Annotated in this window: 14 protein-coding genes, 1 riboswitch and 1 other annotated feature; of the genes, 5 read left to right on the forward strand and 9 right to left on the reverse strand. The window is 39.9% G+C overall.

Annotated elements, in window-relative coordinates; translation table 11 throughout:
• The first annotated feature begins 104 nt into the window (after positions 1 to 104).
• The 3 genes from AC1TPB_RS09510 (at position 105) to AC1TPB_RS09520 (ending at position 1283) form a co-directional block, all read left to right on the forward strand.
• Positions 105 to 464, forward strand: a complete 360-nt coding sequence (locus AC1TPB_RS09510) for a phage holin family protein (RefSeq protein WP_482076252.1) — start codon at positions 105 to 107, stop codon at positions 462 to 464.
• 157 nt (positions 465 to 621) lie between these two features.
• Positions 622 to 1008, forward strand: a complete 387-nt coding sequence (locus AC1TPB_RS09515) for a cupredoxin domain-containing protein (RefSeq protein WP_482076253.1) — start codon at positions 622 to 624, stop codon at positions 1006 to 1008.
• An 80-nt stretch (positions 1009 to 1088) separates the two neighbouring features.
• Entirely contained in the window at positions 1089 to 1283 is a 195-nt protein-coding gene (locus AC1TPB_RS09520; protein ID WP_482076254.1) for a hypothetical protein, read from the forward strand.
• Here the strand turns inward: AC1TPB_RS09520 and zapA are convergent.
• From zapA to AC1TPB_RS09550, 6 genes are all read right to left on the reverse strand, one after another.
• Positions 1266 to 4370 (reverse strand): cell division protein ZapA, encoded by a 3105-nt coding sequence (gene zapA / locus AC1TPB_RS09525; protein WP_482076255.1) that lies wholly within the window; start codon positions 4368 to 4370, stop codon positions 1266 to 1268. The genes AC1TPB_RS09520 and zapA overlap by 18 nt on opposite strands.
• Positions 4371 to 4477: 107 nt before the next feature.
• A complete protein-coding gene (gene pheT / locus AC1TPB_RS09530; protein ID WP_482076256.1) occupies positions 4478 to 6919 on the reverse strand; it encodes a phenylalanine--tRNA ligase subunit beta in 2442 nt (813 codons plus the stop codon).
• 115 nt (positions 6920 to 7034) lie between these two features.
• Complete coding sequence (gene pheS, locus AC1TPB_RS09535) at positions 7035 to 8069, reverse strand: phenylalanine--tRNA ligase subunit alpha (RefSeq protein WP_482076257.1); 1035 nt, start codon at positions 8067 to 8069, stop codon at positions 7035 to 7037.
• A gap of 432 nt (positions 8070 to 8501) precedes the next feature.
• Positions 8502 to 8745 (reverse strand) — a binding site (T-box leader).
• 14 nt (positions 8746 to 8759) lie between these two features.
• Positions 8760 to 9266 (reverse strand): hypothetical protein, encoded by a 507-nt coding sequence (locus AC1TPB_RS09540; RefSeq protein ID WP_482076258.1) that lies wholly within the window; start codon positions 9264 to 9266, stop codon positions 8760 to 8762.
• Between the two features lie 3 nt (positions 9267 to 9269).
• Positions 9270 to 9410: a hypothetical protein gene (locus tag AC1TPB_RS09545; RefSeq protein ID WP_482076259.1), complete on the reverse strand. Its 141-nt coding sequence runs from the start codon at positions 9408 to 9410 to the stop codon at positions 9270 to 9272.
• 29 nt (positions 9411 to 9439) lie between these two features.
• The gene (locus tag AC1TPB_RS09550; RefSeq protein WP_482076260.1) at positions 9440 to 10618 is read right to left on the reverse strand and encodes a copper resistance D family protein; all 1179 of its coding nucleotides are present in this window, start codon (positions 10616 to 10618) and stop codon (positions 9440 to 9442) included.
• A gap of 210 nt (positions 10619 to 10828) precedes the next feature.
• On the opposite strand from AC1TPB_RS09550, the gene AC1TPB_RS09555 reads away from it, so the two are divergent.
• On the forward strand, positions 10829 to 12208 hold the full coding sequence (locus AC1TPB_RS09555; protein WP_482076261.1) for a Glu/Leu/Phe/Val family dehydrogenase: 1380 nt from the start codon (positions 10829 to 10831) through the stop codon (positions 12206 to 12208).
• A 366-nt stretch (positions 12209 to 12574) separates the two neighbouring features.
• Here the strand turns inward: AC1TPB_RS09555 and AC1TPB_RS09560 are convergent, their stop codons facing one another.
• Together AC1TPB_RS09560 and AC1TPB_RS09565 are read right to left on the reverse strand one after the other, a co-directional pair.
• Complete coding sequence (locus tag AC1TPB_RS09560) at positions 12575 to 12850, reverse strand: hypothetical protein (protein WP_482076262.1); 276 nt, start codon at positions 12848 to 12850, stop codon at positions 12575 to 12577.
• Between the two features lie 82 nt (positions 12851 to 12932).
• Positions 12933 to 13892, reverse strand: a complete 960-nt coding sequence (locus AC1TPB_RS09565; RefSeq protein ID WP_482061602.1) for an aldolase catalytic domain-containing protein — start codon at positions 13890 to 13892, stop codon at positions 12933 to 12935.
• A gap of 167 nt (positions 13893 to 14059) precedes the next feature.
• A riboswitch (cyclic di-AMP (ydaO/yuaA leader) is annotated at positions 14060 to 14220 on the forward strand.
• A 4-nt stretch (positions 14221 to 14224) separates the two neighbouring features.
• Between AC1TPB_RS09565 and AC1TPB_RS09570 the strand changes: the two genes are divergently transcribed.
• The gene (locus tag AC1TPB_RS09570; protein ID WP_482076263.1) at positions 14225 to 14659 is read left to right on the forward strand and encodes a hypothetical protein; all 435 of its coding nucleotides are present in this window, start codon (positions 14225 to 14227) and stop codon (positions 14657 to 14659) included.
• Between the two features lie 81 nt (positions 14660 to 14740).
• On the opposite strand, the gene AC1TPB_RS09575 is transcribed toward AC1TPB_RS09570, so the two are convergent.
• Positions 14741 to 15811: a branched-chain amino acid aminotransferase gene (locus AC1TPB_RS09575; RefSeq protein ID WP_482076264.1), complete on the reverse strand. Its 1071-nt coding sequence runs from the start codon at positions 15809 to 15811 to the stop codon at positions 14741 to 14743.
• Positions 15812 to 15898: the final 87 nt, after the last annotated feature.

Raw genomic sequence — 15898 nt, forward strand, 5'->3', positions numbered from 1 at the left:
AATTCTTGTACCACCAATACATATTATTTTGTAATATGGTAACACTTATTAGAGGATCATCGTTCATGCATCATCATAAACCATTTTTACATGGAGGAATGTAAATGAATTTTCTAGGACATGTTGTTAGATTTATCGTTTCAGCATTAGTTTTAATGCTTGTGAGCTGGATTGTTCCACAATTTTCAGTAGGTGGCTTCTGGAGCGCATTATTATTAGCGCTAGTCATTGCCGCTCTAGGCTGGATCGTCGAAGGTGTCTTCGGTAAAAAAGTCACTCCTTTTGGCAGAGGTATCGTAGGTTTTCTAATTAGTGCTCTCGTCATTTGGATCGCTCAATTCATTATCGGTGGAGTGAGCGTAACGATTCTTGGTGCTGTCCTTGCAGCTCTTGCTATCGGTATTATCGATTTATTCATACCGATTGCTAATCCATATGAAGCTGGAGAACGCCATAAATCATAACATTTATTTAGGTCCTTCATCTATGATGAAGGACCTAAATATGTTTAATCCAGCTCGCGTTGCAATATTGTCATCTTGTTGTCACTTGAATTAATGCCATTCAGCCTAATACTGGTATACAATGGATATGGTTATTATATTATAGGGGGTAAATGTCATGAAAAAATGGTTAGTGTTAACGTTGGTTACAGTATTAATGGTAGTATTGGCAGCTTGCGGCTCAGCTTCAAATAGTAATGGCAAAGCTGATTCAATCAAAGTCAGTGAAGATGAAATTGCAGCTGGTTCACTTGTAATCACAGCCGAAAACTGGAAATTCGATAAAGAGTATTACGCTATCCGTGCGGGTGAGTCCATAGAATTAACTGTTGATTCAATCGATGGTGTCCATGGAATCGAAATTATGAATACGGAGTACGCTAATATTATTAACAATAAAACGACTGCTGTTACAATTACAGAACCTGGTACATACGAGGTTCGTTGCTCTATACCTTGCGGAAACGGTCACCGTACGATGGTTACAAAGCTTGTAGTAGTATAATTATTATGGTGAATTGAAAAGTCGCTTCTTCGTTAATTTGAAGAAGCGACTTTTTTCATTTTCCAATAAAGGTTCAAAAAGTGGGCTTTCAGAACCGAGCAGGTGAAGTGTTACTTGAGAAAGGCGGAAGCGCAAATGTACGTTATTGGTACATGCGAACCGTACTTTCCAAGTTCGCTTCAGATGCGATGTCGAATACGCTACGTCAGCATAATCATCGTTATCAAAGCCCGCTTTTTGAACTTCCCATTATAAAGCTAGCTTTGTTCGATTAGTTCAATCCATTCATTATACTCCGTTTGCAGCTTAGAATATTCACGCTTCAATTTTTCATGTACCCCAGTTAATTGTTCCAACTTTTGCTCGACAAGCTCGACTTGTTCTAGAGATTGCTTTTCCATCATGCTGGCTGCAGCTACTTCTTGTAGCTCAAGCTGTTGTCCATACTGCGTAGCTTGTTGTTGGAATTGCTCTGTCTGCTGCTGTAAATCCAGCAACTCGGACTCCAATTTAGCCAACTGCTGCCGCAATTGATGCTCAGCCTCACTTTGAATAGATAATTGATCTTCTAGTGACTTAATATTTTCCTCGGTTATCAACATCTTGTTGGTCGCTAATCGTTCCTTCGTTGCAGCTACTTCTAGATATTGTAGCAACTCCTCTGACTTATCAGCATCCTTCTGATGAAGAATTTCAAGATCGGCATATAACTTCGATACATGATTATAATTGTTCTGAAGTTCATCTAATTGCTGCTCAAGCTGTGTGACTTGAGGAAGCAAAAGATTTTCTTCCGACTTCACGTTGGCTAGTTCTTGTTCTAGCTTGCTGCGGTACGCTACTTCTTCTGCATTAGACGACTTCACTCTTGCTAGTTCTTGCTCTAGCTCACTGCGATATGCTATCTCTTCTGCATTAGACGACTTCACATTCGCTAGTTCTTGTTCTAACTTACTGCGATACGCTAATTCTGCTGCTTTCGATGCTTTCATATTTACTAGTTCTTGTACTAGCTCGCTGCGGTACGCTATTTCTTCGGCATTAGATGACTTCACGTTGGATAGTTCTTGTTCTAGCTCGCTGCGATATGCTATCTCTTCGGCATTAGCAGACTTCATCTTTGTCAGTTCTTGCTCTAGCTCGCTTCGATATGCTATCTCTTCTGCATTAGATGACTTCACGTTGGATAGTTCTTGTTCTAGCTCACTGCGGTACGCTACTTCTTCTGCATTAGCAGACTTCACGCTTGCTAATTCTTGTTCTAGCTCGCTGCGATACGCTAATTCTTCTAGATTAGCAGACTTCATGTTGGCTAGTTCTTGTTCTAGCTCACTGCGATACGCTAATTCTTCTACATTAGCAGACTTCATGTTGGCTAGTTCTTGTTCTAGCTCACTGCGATATGCTAATTCTTCTACATTAGCAGACTTCATGTTGGCTAGTTCTTGTTCTAGCTCACTGCGATATGTTATCTCTTCGGCATTAGCAGACTTCATGTTTGTCAGTTCTTGCTCTAGCTCGATTCGATATGCTAATTCTTCTGCTTTCGATGACTTCACGTTGGCTAGTTCTTGTTCTATTTCGCTACGGTATGCTATCTCTTCTACATTAGCAGACTTCAAGTTGGCTAATTCTTGCTCTAGCTCGCTGCGATATGCTAGTTCTTCGGCATTCGTAGACTTCACGTTTGCCAGTTCTTGCTCTAGCTCGCTGCGGTATGCCACTTCTTCTGCTTTCGATGCTTTCACGTTTGCAAGATCTTGTTCTAATTCTTCGATCAATAAGATCGTTAGTTCTTGTTCATTCATTTGCTCTATATTTTGTTTCTTCAATTGTTCCTGTTCTACTTGCAGCTGCTCATTGCGCTCACCTAATCGAACTACCTCAGTAGTAGTCGCTTCCAGCTGAGTAGATAATTGACTTGATTGCGACGAGCTATCTAATAATTGCGCGGATAATTGATCTCTTTCCGCTATAATCCCTTCGATCTGCTCTTCTTGTGCTAGTTGCTTTAAGCCTTCCTCAAGCAATTGTTCACTTAATTGCTCGATTTCGTTATGTAAAGCAAGCTTTTGTTCTTCTAGCTGCCCAGTTTTTCGTTTGTAGTCTTCTGTTTGATTATGACTTGATGTTAAGTATTTCTCTAAGCTAGCAACTTCATTTTGCAGTGCTTCAACCTGAGCTTTCTCTGATGCGATAACGGTCTCTAACGTTTGTTGTGTCTCTTCTAATTCACGCGCAAGGGATGCCTTCTCCATCTGCGCTAGTTCTTGCTCAGAGGATAGTTGTTGTGCTAACAATTGCTTGGCATCTTCTAAAATCACTCGAGCACGTTCTGCTTGATCCAATTCTGATCGTAAAACTTCTTCCTGCTCCATAGCGAAGAGAATTTGCTCATCGGCTTGAGCTAGACGTAACTCAAAACCTTCTTTTTCTGATTTATTCGTAGCTTGAAGTTCATTCAATTGCTCTGAAAGCTGTTGCTTATCCTGATCCCATTCCGATTGAAGTTCAACATTGCGTCGTTCAAATTCAATACGTAATGACTCTAATTCATCTTCTAGCCGGGTTTTAACTGCACTCGCCTGCTCGGAATACTCTATTAATAACTTTTCCGCAGCTGCTAGCTGATCATTGAAACTAGCTGCTGCATTCTCTTTTTCAGCGGCTAACTCTGTATTTTGAGCAATAAGTTTTTCTGCATCGACTTTTAATTTTGCTAATTCTGTCTCAAATCGACCTTTTTGCTGTAATAATACTAGCTTTTGCTCAAGCACCGCATTTTCCGTTAATTCCTGAATTTGCTTATTATGCTCTTCTTGTAGCACAGTAACATTTTTCTCAAGTTCAAGTTTTATCGCTTCTGATGTTGCTATAATTGACTCTAATTCTGTTAAATGAGCAAGTTGAACTTGTTCCTGCTCTTGTGCGAAAGTTACTTTCAATTGCGACTGTTGCTCATCGCTTACTGTTTGTTGCTCTATAAGTTGCTGGGCATGTAATTGCTTCAACACAGTAAGTTCTTCGCTAGCTTGAACTTTATATTGTTCATATTGAGCTAACAATTGTTCCATACGCTCTTGTTCTAATTGCAGTTCCTTCTCCGTTATTAGTAATCGTGCCTCTTCAGCTTGCAGTCTACTATTTTCACGACGTACACGGAATATTTCCTCGGTAATTTGAACAGCTGCTAAAACTGCTAATTTATGTGTATCAAGAACAGGGTAGCTTTTCGCGAGCTTTTGCATGCTTTCATCTATTGATGCTGCTACCTTTTTCATATATTCTACGCTTGAATGACCTTTTATTTTATACTGACTACCAAATATATCAACATGTACTACGATTGCTTCGTTTTCCATGTGTATCAACTCCTAATCCATGAAGTGCAATAAGGCTATGAACGACAAAAAAAGCCGCATCTAAGCTCACTTGGAACTTATTCGATGCGACTTAAGCAATTTCCTGCCTACTTACGTAATTCTGCTGCAAAAGATTGTTCTAATGTAGCCACAACTTGTTCATGAACCGTCGTTACTTCTTCATCTGTTAATGTACGCTCTTTATGGCGATATACTAGTGCAATAGCAACACTCTTCTTATTCGCCCCTAGACGCTCACCAGTGAAGATATCAAATACTTGAACAGATTCCAACAATTCACCTGCAGTATTGGAAATAGATGTTAGCATATCGCCAACTGCAATATTCTGCTCTACGACAACAGCAATATCTCGACCAATTGCTGGATAACGAGGTAGCACCTTATAAACAATATCAGCATTGGCAAGCTCATATAGCGGAGTTAGGTCAAACTCAACAACATAAGCATCAGCCAAATCAGATGTACGTTGCAGTTCTGGATGCAATTGACCGACATAACCAAGCACCTCTTTGTTTCCCTCTATATTCAACATAATTGCCGCTGTTCTACCTGGGTGGAAGTTTGTAGGCTGTGCGGACTCATAGCTAATATATTCACTAACACCAAGTGCTGCAGTAATCGTTTCAACAACACCTTTGGCATCATAGAAATCATAAGCAATCGATTTGGAATTCCAACCAGCTTCCGTACGATTTCCTGTTAATAATGCGCCAAACCGTTGTTTTTCTTCAGGAAGATTCGTTAATACTTCTTCATCACTGTGGAATACACTACCGATTTCAAATAAAGCTACCGATTCATTTTTACGATTACGATTATAAGCTGTAATATCGATTAATTGCGCGATCAGACTAGTACGAAGCACACTGCGATCTTCACTCATCGGCATTAATAGCTTAACAGCTTTCGTGTTTTGCGCTAATTCTGGGAACAATGTCGTATGAGTAGGGCTAGTGAAGGAATAACTAATAACTTCAAGCATCCCTGAATCAGATAGACGTTTACGTAGTTCACGACGAATCGCTTGCGGTTTCGTAAGAGCACCTGGAATAACTTCACCGTAAATTGGTGTAGTTGGTATATTATCGTATCCGTAAATACGTGCTATCTCTTCAATTAGATCGACATCTAATGTAATATCGCCACGACGCGTTGGCACTTGTACTGTGTATTGCTCATCGCTTGACACGTCATAAGGGAACTCAAGACGATTGAAAATAGTTCTAACTTCAAGTCCAGACAATGAAGTTCCTAGAAAAGTATTAACTTTGTCCAAAGCTACTGTAATGGAAAGTGGCCCAGCTACTTTACCAACAGCTTCTACTACTCCATCAAGCACTAACCCTTCACCTAGTTCAGCGATTAAAGCGGCTGCGCGATCAAGTGCTGGAATAACACGTGCTGGATCAACTTCTTTTTCAAAGCGAAGGCTTGATTCAGAACGAAGACCAAGTCCGCGAGAAGTTTTGCGAATCGTGCTACCTGCGAATTTAGCCGACTCAAGTAAAATATTAACTGTTTCAGCTGTAACCTCTGTCGAAGCGCCACCCATAACACCAGCAAGACCGATTGGCTGCGCGCGATCAGCGATAACAAGCATATGAGACTCTAACTTGCGTTCTTGATCATCAAGAGTAACTAGCACTTCTCCCTCTTTCGCTAAGCGAACAACAATTTCACCACCTGGCACTTTATCCGCATCAAAAGCATGAAGTGGTTGACCGTATTCAAGCATAACAAAATTTGTAATATCTACGATATTATTAATTGGGCGAACGCCAGCAGCAATTAATTTGTTTTGCAACCACAACGGTGAAGTTGCTACTTTTACACTTTTAATATATCGTGCTGAATAGCGCGAACATAATTCGCTATTTTCAATCGTTACTTTAATATGTTCAGCAGCTTTTTCAGCTGTATCGATAACATTAGCTTGTGGAAGCTTCACCTCACGGCCTGTCAGTGCCGCAACCTCGTAGGCAACACCAATCATGCTAAGTGCATCAGAACGATTTGGCGTAAGATCAAGCTCAAGCACATGATCATTAAGATCAAGAACATTCTCAATAGGTGTTCCAAGTGTAAGCGTAGAAGGCAATACAAGAATTCCTTCTTGTTGCTCTTTAGGAAGAAGCTTATCATTAATTCCTAACTCTTTCGCAGAACAGATCATACCTTGTGATTCAACACCACGTAGCTTTGCACGTTTGATTTTGAAATCTCCTGGCATTTTCGCTCCCACTACTGCAACAGGAACGTATTGACCTGCATCAACATTAGATGCACCACATACGATTTGTAGCTCTTCTCCAGTGCCTACATCTACTTTACATACATTCAGCTTATCTGCGTCTGGATGTTTTTCCTTCGATTTCACATAACCAACAACTACACCCGAAACTCCTTGATTTCTAGCCTCAACGATATCGATCTCAATACCGCCACGCGTCATCATTTCTGCTAATTCAGCAGCAGTTATATTTGATAGGTCCACATATTGCTCTAACCATTTATAGGATACTTTCATTATTTTCCGTCCCTTCCTTCACCGACAACCGATCTTTTTTACCATAATGGATAGCCTCGATAGAGGTTTTCTCACTTTCAATGGAATTGCGTAACAACCGTTATGAGCGCTCGCTTTACATTCGAGCAAATTGAGATAAGAATCTTGTATCATTTGTGTAGAAATGACGGATATCATCGATACCATATTTCAATAGTGCGATACGTTCGACTCCCATTCCAAAAGCGAAGCCCGTAACTTCATTCGGATCGTAGCCACTCATTTCAAGGACACGTGGATGAACCATACCGCAACCAAGAATTTCAAGCCAACCTGTTCCTTTACACATACGACAACCGCTACCACCGCATTGTGCACATGTTACATCAACTTCAGCACTTGGCTCTGTGAATGGGAAGAAACTTGGACGCAAACGAATTTGTGAATTTTCACCAAACATTTGTTGTGCGAACTGTAGCAAAGTCCCTTTCAAATCGCTCATCCGAATATTTTTACCAACTACCAATCCTTCAATTTGATTAAATTGGAAGGAATGCGTTGCATCGTCATCATCACGACGATATACTTTACCCGGGCAAATAATACGGATTGGAGTTTCTCCACGACTTGCTTGCATCGTACGCACCTGTACAGGGGATGTTTGTGTACGCATAAGAATTTCTTCCGTAATATAGAACGTATCTTGCATATCACGAGCAGGATGGTCCTTTGGTAAGTTAAGAGCTTCAAAGTTATAGTAATCAGTCTCAACCTCTGGTCCTTCAGCAACAGAATAGCCTAAGCCAATGAAAATATCTTCAATCTCTTGGGCAACTTTGTTCAATGGATGAATCGAGCCTGTTGCTAAATTACGACCAGGTAACGAAACATCAATCGTTTCCTCGCTAAGCCGTTTATTCGTTTCTGCCTGTTGGAAGAAGTTTTGTTTCTCATCCATTACCGACTCAATCGCTGCACGAACATCATTGACCACTTGCCCAATAACAGGTCTTTCTTCGGCACTCAGACCGCCCATACCACGCAATACTTCTGTAAGTGCACCTTTCTTACCAAGATACTTTACACGCAGCTCCTGCAATGCATTAACATGCTCAACATGCTGTAATGCAGCTAGCGCTTCAATGCGCAATGCCTCTAATCTTTCCTTCATTGATCTCGCCTCCATTGTTTTTGTAATACAAAATAAAAGTCATTAGAATTAAAATAACTGGATAAATGTTCATAGATCCGACTAATCGCATTATGCGATTCTGTTAACTTTCATAAAGAAAGTTAACTAGGAGCTTAACCACGGAGCATCACCTACAGCTTTCAAGCGATTCTGTTACCTTTCATAAAGAAAGTTAACTAGGAGCTTAACCACGGAGCATCACCTACAGCTTTTCAGCTTTACTTCGAAGCATTATTCGCTTGTCAGCATCGAGAAGATGACATGAAGCTAGTGACGCGAGTAGCGGAGTGTACGTTATTGGTACACGAGCAACACAGCTAGCGATGAATGGCATATTCGAAGTCGAATATACAGCGTAGCATAATCATCGTGATCACAAGCGAAAAAACACAAAAAGGTCCTTCCTCCCTATACAGGGACGGAAGAACCGTGGTACCACCCTAATTCAGACATATCGAACATAAAACTTTCGATATACCTCTTAGTCCCTGTAACGACGGGTCATCGTGTAGCTCTACTGATTGACATAAGTCAATGTTCAAGTACAAGCTCCAGAGTGAATTTCAGTTATCAGTTGCTATAGGAATGCTCTCAATCTACGGCACTCCATCCCTGTATAGATGATTAACGTACTTATCTCTTTCATAGCCTTCAAGTATTACATACTCATTATAGTATAGACAAAATAACTTGCTCATGCAAGATTGAACTTTTTGAGTGCAAAGGTGATCCACCATATACTCCGTTTTTACCGTCTATGACGTACTTTGGGTACTTTTTCGGCGCATGGACTCCATTTTTAACGTCTATAACGCACTTTGGGTACTTTTTCGGCGCATGGACTCCATTTTTAACGTCTATAACGCACTTTGGGTACTTTTTCACCGCATAGACTCCGTTTTTACCGTCTATAACGCACTTTGGGTACTTTTTCGGCGCATGGACTCCATTTTTAACGTCTATGGCGCGCATTGGGTACTTTTTCGGCGCATGGACTCCGTTTTTACCGTCTATGACGTACTTTGGGTACTTTTTCGGCGCATGGACTCCGTTTTTACCGTCTATGACGTACTTTGGGTACTTTTTCGGCGCATGGACTCCGTTTTTACCGTCTATAACGCACATTAGGTGCTTTTTCACCGTATAGACTCCATTTTTACCGTCTATGACCCTCATTGGTTACTTTTTCACCATATAGACTCCGTTTTTACCATCTATGACCATCATTGGGTACTTTTTCGGCGTATGGACTCCATTTTTACCGTCTATGACCCTCATTGGGTACTTTTTCGGCGCACGAAGGGTACTTTTACTTTTCATTCCGTGTATCTGGGCACACTGGAGCTTGATTAATCATTACTAAACTTAAAATCAAAGCTTCGCTCATGTCCATCTTCGAATGTCATAATTACTTTCGCTTGCCACTGGCTTGGGTACGGTAAGTTCAAATCCTTCATCACAAATCTAGATTCATTGAAATTTTCGAAGCCAAATTCATCTTCAAGCTCAGCCTGTACTAATGCAATGTCTCTTGCCGATCTGGCTGGCTTATCCGCTGCAGACAACGACACATCTACTGTTGCTACTTTCCCTTCCTCTTCTAATGTCCATAGCGTTATACTTAGCTGATTCGGACCAGGCGCATTAGGAGTCAGCTTCACTGTGTAATGTAACTCATCACCCATTTTATGAACGTTCAATGTATTATTCATCTGCGGCATCGGACTAATCTGACTTATTACTGATGCAAGCGTAATAATTACTGTTAACAAAATAGCTTCCAGCCACATAACACGCAGTGGATCTTTTTGATGCTTCACAATTTTCATTCGAGCAGCATACCCCAAGCTAATAGCTATGCTAATTACTACAATTTTGATCAATAGCCATTTACCCCACGATGTATAAAGTAGATATAACCCGCTTGGTAATATAAGTATCGTTAGTACAATACCACTAACGGCCACCAGTGCTATCGTTATCCATAATATTTTCGAGAATTTGTTCATAAATTCAGCGGCAATAGCTTTATCATGTCGCCAAATTATCCACAGCTTGATTACACCACCAATCCAAATTGCCGCACAGGCTAGATGGATATAATCAAATAGTATTCCGATCTGACTAGTTTCAAGAGCTGCAATATGCCCATTCATAGCCTCCCCAAAAAGAATAAGCCATGCCCAAATCACACTCAATACGCCATCGAATTTCTTTAAAAGTAAACCGATAATTGCCATAACCAATAAGTAAATCAAACCTTTGCCTGTAGAAGTATTCAACAGTAATTCCTTCCATTGAATCGAATCTGCACCAAAGATATTAAGCCATTGCATCGATTGAACACATAGTACTAATATAACCGCAATGACCAAAAACTTAGTTAGCTGCTGAGCACGAAGCCCAATACGTCCTAATACCGACGGTTCCCACTTCATTCCTAATAATGAATTGGCAATAATTAATCCAGATGTAGCTAACAAGGTAATGAGTAAAATCACATTACTTATATACAAAAGCGTATCCATTATGTCACTTCCTAATTATGTAGTAAAATTATTACTTTTCTATACCTTATTGATCTAGTTCAGTGTAACATAGGAGTTATATTAATGTGTTGCAACTTTGTTAACATTCAACTAATCGAAACACATTATATAATAAACGATTGTATCATTCTCGGTTAGCAGCACATCATATAAAGATACAACGTCAATATGATTAGGGAGCTGAATTTAATGGGAAGACAAACTGGCATGATCGTTCAACAAGCTTTAGATATCTTGTCGGCTGATCCTGTAATTTTACCGTTGCTTAAAGGAAATACTCGCGAGCAAATTTTCCAATCGATAGGCGCCATTCTTTCTACACCCAATAAAACTCATAAAGCTTATCTAAGAATTACGTTAGATAATGGTAATGTTGTGCGAATTCCTGCCTATCGAATCCAGCATAATGATGCGATTGGCCCCTATAAAGGTGGTATACGATTCCATGAATCTGTCAATGAAGACGAAGTAAGTAATCTTGCAGCGTTAATGACTTTGAAAAATGCACTACATGATGTTCCATTCGGTGGTGGTAAAGGTGGCGTAGGAATTAATCCACGTCAATACTCTGAACGTGAATTGAATCTTATATGTAAAAAGTATGTACAATATTTCACCGACATTCTTGGTCCTGATAAGGATATTCCTGCTCCTGATATGGGTACTGGTGAGCGCGAAATGGATTGGATGACCGCAGAGTATAAGAACATTCATCCTGGTAAACCTTATCTAGGTAGTTTCACAGGAAAAAGTCTCGTTTCTGGTGGCTCACTTGGTAGACGTGAGGCAACCGGAAAAGGTGTTTACTTTACATTCAAATATATGCTTCAATCTTATATCCGTAGTAACTTATCTACACTTGAAACATATAATAATCCATATCTGCCTATTGCAAAAAGCTATTTGGATCGCCCGCTAACGATTGCGATTCAAGGCTTCGGCAATGTAGGCGCAGTTATTGCACAGGAAGCTTTCCGAGATCAATCTGTTCAACATACCGTTGTTGCAGTTAGCGATCGCAATGTTACGCTATTCAGCGAAAAAGGGCTACCGATCGATAAGCTATTACAATATAGTTTAGACCATGCGGGTGAACTTCCTACAACAACTGAAGCATGCGCCGAATATCATATTGAGGCTGTCATTCAAGATCGTGAAGCTGTGCTTTATCAAGATGTTGATGTATTGTTCTTAGCTGCATTAGAGGAACAAATTCACGAAGGTAATGTGAGTCAAGTAAAGGCAAAGTGGATTGTTGAAGGAGCGAATGCGCCAATTACTGGTGAGGCAGACGATGTATTAGCTGCCAAGAATGTCATTGTCATTCCAGACATTCTTGCTAATGCTGGAGGAGTAATCGTCTCTTACTTTGAGTGGTTGCAAGGCAAAGATACACAATTCTATAGTGAAGAACGTGTATACGAGTTACTTTATGAGAAGATGCAAAGAACATTAGATCAAGTGTTTCCGCTGTTTTTCAGTCAAAATCATCAGCTTCGCCAATGTTGCTACAATCATGCGGTGATGAGGTTGTCCCAGGTTCTCTACCGTCAAGGCAAGCTCTACTAACTCCGACGTGATCACGATGAGTAGCTTCGTAGCATAGTCGACTGCGAAGATGGCATTCATCGCTAGCTCCAGTGCTCACGTACCAAGTACGTACGTTGTGCGCTTCGCGTCACTAGCTTCATCCCATCTTCTTGATGCTGACGTCGGAGTTATGCTCCGATGTCAACATTGGGAGCAGCGCTGCTGCTTGGGTTACCTTGAATTGACATTCGTCGGATTGTGAGCGTATGCTATGCGTCGGATAAAAGATAAACACAACAAAAAATCCTATCCCCTAATTGGAGTACAGGATGTACTTCATCACAATATACTTTAAAACATTGGATCATAGGATTCTTAGACGTATCAGATCTTAATTATCCAATTTCAGGATAGGCCTAGTTTTCTATTTACGTCAGCCACCGAAGTCTGTAGCGCCAATTTTGGCGCTACAGATGCACTTTTCGAGCTAGCCTTACTTTGTAACATCATTTTTGGCGCTACAGATGCACTTTTCGAGCTAGCTTTACTTTGTAACATCATTTTTGGCGCTACAGATGCACTTTTCGAGCTAGCTTTACTTTGTAACATCATTTTTGGCGCTACGGCTACAAAGATTACTGCTGCTCGAAGGGCCATAACTTCTTTTGAGACAGTCGTCACAAATATTAGACCAAAAACTTATACTTTCTAATACGTCAAAAAAAAAGGTTAGTTCATCTCTGAACTAACCTTTATGTTACACTTATTTATTTGCCATTTCTGGAGTTGTAAGTTGATCGTAGAATTCTACGTATTTATCTTTGTCCTCTGAGTTTCTAAGTGCCATCGCAGAACGTGGATGCTCATCAAGTACACCGGTTACCATGTACGGAATATTGTAACCCCACTCTACTTTGTCACGCATAGGAACCATATGCTGCTCGATCATATCAAGCACAGGACGAATATTGTATTTTGTATTTTGAAGCTCTGTTACTAGCAGCTCAGTGTTACAGTTACCTGCAGCACGACCCATACCGTATACAGATGCATCAAGTAGTTCAACACCTTTACCACCAGCAAGAAGCGTATTAGCAAAAGCAAGTTGAAGGTTATTATGAGCGTGAACGCCTAGACGTTTGTTAGGAAGATGCTCAAGGAATTTATCAACCAAATAACTCATATCATTTGGCTTCATACTTCCGTAAGAGTCAACGATATATACAAAATCAACAACGCTATTGTTAATTAATTCGAATGCTTCGATCATTTGATTTTCAAGAACATTAGACAACGCCATAATATTAATTGTTGTTTCATATCCACGGTCATGGAAAATTTGAACTAGTTCAAGAGCTTTGTCCACATCTTGAATATAACAAGCAACACGGATTAGATCAATCATACTCTCACTACGAGGCAAAATATCATTTTCATCAACGCGACCGATATCTACAAGCGCAGAAAGCTTCGTTTGACCTTTATTAGGAATTACTGTTCTAAGAAAGTCATCATCAAGGAATCTCCATGGACCAGCTTGGTCAGCACCCTTTAGCAATTTAGGAGAGTTTTTGTATCCAATTTCCATATAATCAACGCCAGCTTCATTCAAGCTATTGTACAAATGTTGAACAAATTCAACGCTGAAATCCCAATTGTTTACAAGTCCGCCATCGCGAATCGTACAGTCTACAATTTTACAATGATTAGTTTTGGATTGCATATCTGATACTCCTTTTATTCAGAACATAGTTCATTTTTTAATCATCATACTTGAATTTCATAAATAACGCAAAATAAAAATAATTGTGCACTTATGTATCAACTGAATCTTTTCGCTTATCAATAGCTTGGTTTCGTTTACAAATATGTATTAACAAAGTAAACTAATATTATATTTCGCTTAATTTTTCGTATGAAAAAGCGGGGGAACCAAACAGAATCGATTTTTTTCGATTTTAAGGGGTGAATCAAGTCTAATTTATAGACAGTAGGGCCACTCTCTAGCCCGAACCCGACAGCTAACCTCGTCAGCGTGAAAAGGAGAGATGTGCAATGACAATTTGTCCATCTAATGATTTTCAAAATTCCCCAACAGATTCAATGATTTTTCAAATTCAGCGAATCGAAATTTTCGTCATTCCTGCACTTGCCATCGATGCCAATGGTTATCGTGTATGTCTGAGAATTTCAAGCAGTAGAGGCCATGGCTGGAGTGAAATCTTCGTCGACGATTCCGAAATTAGCTTTGATCTACAAGATTGGGAGCACCAACTCGCCACGTTTATCGGTCCATGTTCTATCCATACTCTTGCGGAGCTAATCTCCTCTCAATTACAGCAATCAACCTTTTATGATCAACGTGCGATTTATCTATTCACTAATGCATTACATCAAGTTAATTTTTTACCTGATTCAGATAGCAATTCAGAGGTTGATGAAGAGTTAATATTAAGACGTCGAGCTGTTGCTTACCTGTCTATACGTTAACAAAAAATCCCCTGCTATATGGCGATACTGTAATGATCCTTTGTCATTACAATCCATAAGGTGGGGGATTTTTATATGTTATTATGAGTCTAAGCTAACTACCCAACCGAATGGATCTTCAACTTTACCCGTTTGAATACCAGTAATTGTATCGTACACTTTTCCTGAGATTTCACCGATGTTGCCATTATTAATAACTAGTTTTTCACCATGATAATTCAATTCTCCAATAGGTGAAATAACTGCCGCTGTACCTGTACCAAAGGCTTCCTCTAGCTCGCCTTTATGATGAGCCTCGACTAATTCTTCAATAGATATACGACGTTCTTCAACCGGAACGCCCCAATGCTTCAGTAATGTAATAACTGAATTACGAGTAATTCCATCGAGAATACTACCATTTAGCATTGGTGTATGAATGACACCATTAATTTTGAAAAATACGTTCATGCTACCTACTTCTTCAATATAACGTCTGTGCACGCCATCCAGCCATAGAACTTGAGAATAACCCTGCTCCTTTGCTTGCTCTTGCGCATTGAGTCCCGCAGCGTAGTTACCTGCTGTTTTCGCTTCACCTACACCACCTGCAACTGCACGTACAAACTCAGATTCCACGTGGATTTTAACAGGATTAACCCCTTCAGTATAGTACGCACCTACAGGAGACATAATGATCATAAATAGATAGTTTTGTGATGGATTTACACCAAGAGATGCCTCTGTAGCAATAATGAATGGACGAATGTAGAGACTCGTCCCTTCAACACTTGGAACCCAATCTTGATCAACCTTCAATAATTCCATCAAACCATTGTAAGCCATATTTTCATCAAGATGCGGAATACTTAGACGAGCGTTTGAACGGTTAAGACGCTCAAAGTTTTTCTTAGGACGGAATAGCTTAATTCCATTGTCCGTTCGATAAGCCTTCATCCCTTCAAATACCGTTTGACCATAGTGGAATACTTTTGCAGCAGGGTCCATTGAAATATTTTGATAAGGTACAACTCTGCCTGAGTGCCAACCTTGACCTTCTGTATATTCTAAAATAAACATATGATCAGTATAATAATGACCGAAGCCAAGCTTTGTTTCATCAAGCTTAGATTTAAGATTTGTCGAACGTTCAACCCCAATAGTATGATCCATTATGAAATTCTCTCCTTAGAAATTGTTTTATTAATTGAATGATACCATGGTTTCCAGTATATTTATAATATCTATATTATGTTGTTG

The organism is Paenibacillus sp. Y951, assembly GCF_056786395.1.

What these genes read in the sequence shown, in the direction of transcription:
- AC1TPB_RS09540 (WP_482076258.1), bottom strand. Translation starts at nt 9,266, where the DNA reads ATGAGGGTCATAGACGGTAAAAATGGAGTCTATACGGTGAAAAAGCAC.
- AC1TPB_RS09510 (WP_482076252.1), top strand. Translation starts at nt 105, where the DNA reads ATGAATTTTCTAGGACATGTTGTTAGATTTATCGTTTCAGCATTAGTT.
- pheT (WP_482076256.1), bottom strand. Translation starts at nt 6,919, where the DNA reads ATGAAAGTATCCTATAAATGGTTAGAGCAATATGTGGACCTATCAAAT.
- pheS (WP_482076257.1), bottom strand. Translation starts at nt 8,069, where the DNA reads ATGAAGGAAAGATTAGAGGCATTGCGCATTGAAGCGCTAGCTGCATTA.
- AC1TPB_RS09515 (WP_482076253.1), top strand. Translation starts at nt 622, where the DNA reads ATGAAAAAATGGTTAGTGTTAACGTTGGTTACAGTATTAATGGTAGTA.
- AC1TPB_RS09555 (WP_482076261.1), top strand. Translation starts at nt 10,829, where the DNA reads ATGGGAAGACAAACTGGCATGATCGTTCAACAAGCTTTAGATATCTTG.
- AC1TPB_RS09565 (WP_482061602.1), bottom strand. Translation starts at nt 13,892, where the DNA reads ATGCAATCCAAAACTAATCATTGTAAAATTGTAGACTGTACGATTCGC.
- AC1TPB_RS09570 (WP_482076263.1), top strand. Translation starts at nt 14,225, where the DNA reads ATGACAATTTGTCCATCTAATGATTTTCAAAATTCCCCAACAGATTCA.
- zapA (WP_482076255.1), bottom strand. Translation starts at nt 4,370, where the DNA reads ATGGAAAACGAAGCAATCGTAGTACATGTTGATATATTTGGTAGTCAG.
- AC1TPB_RS09575 (WP_482076264.1), bottom strand. Translation starts at nt 15,811, where the DNA reads ATGGATCATACTATTGGGGTTGAACGTTCGACAAATCTTAAATCTAAG.
- AC1TPB_RS09550 (WP_482076260.1), bottom strand. Translation starts at nt 10,618, where the DNA reads ATGGATACGCTTTTGTATATAAGTAATGTGATTTTACTCATTACCTTG.
- AC1TPB_RS09545 (WP_482076259.1), bottom strand. Translation starts at nt 9,410, where the DNA reads ATGAAAAGTAAAAGTACCCTTCGTGCGCCGAAAAAGTACCCAATGAGG.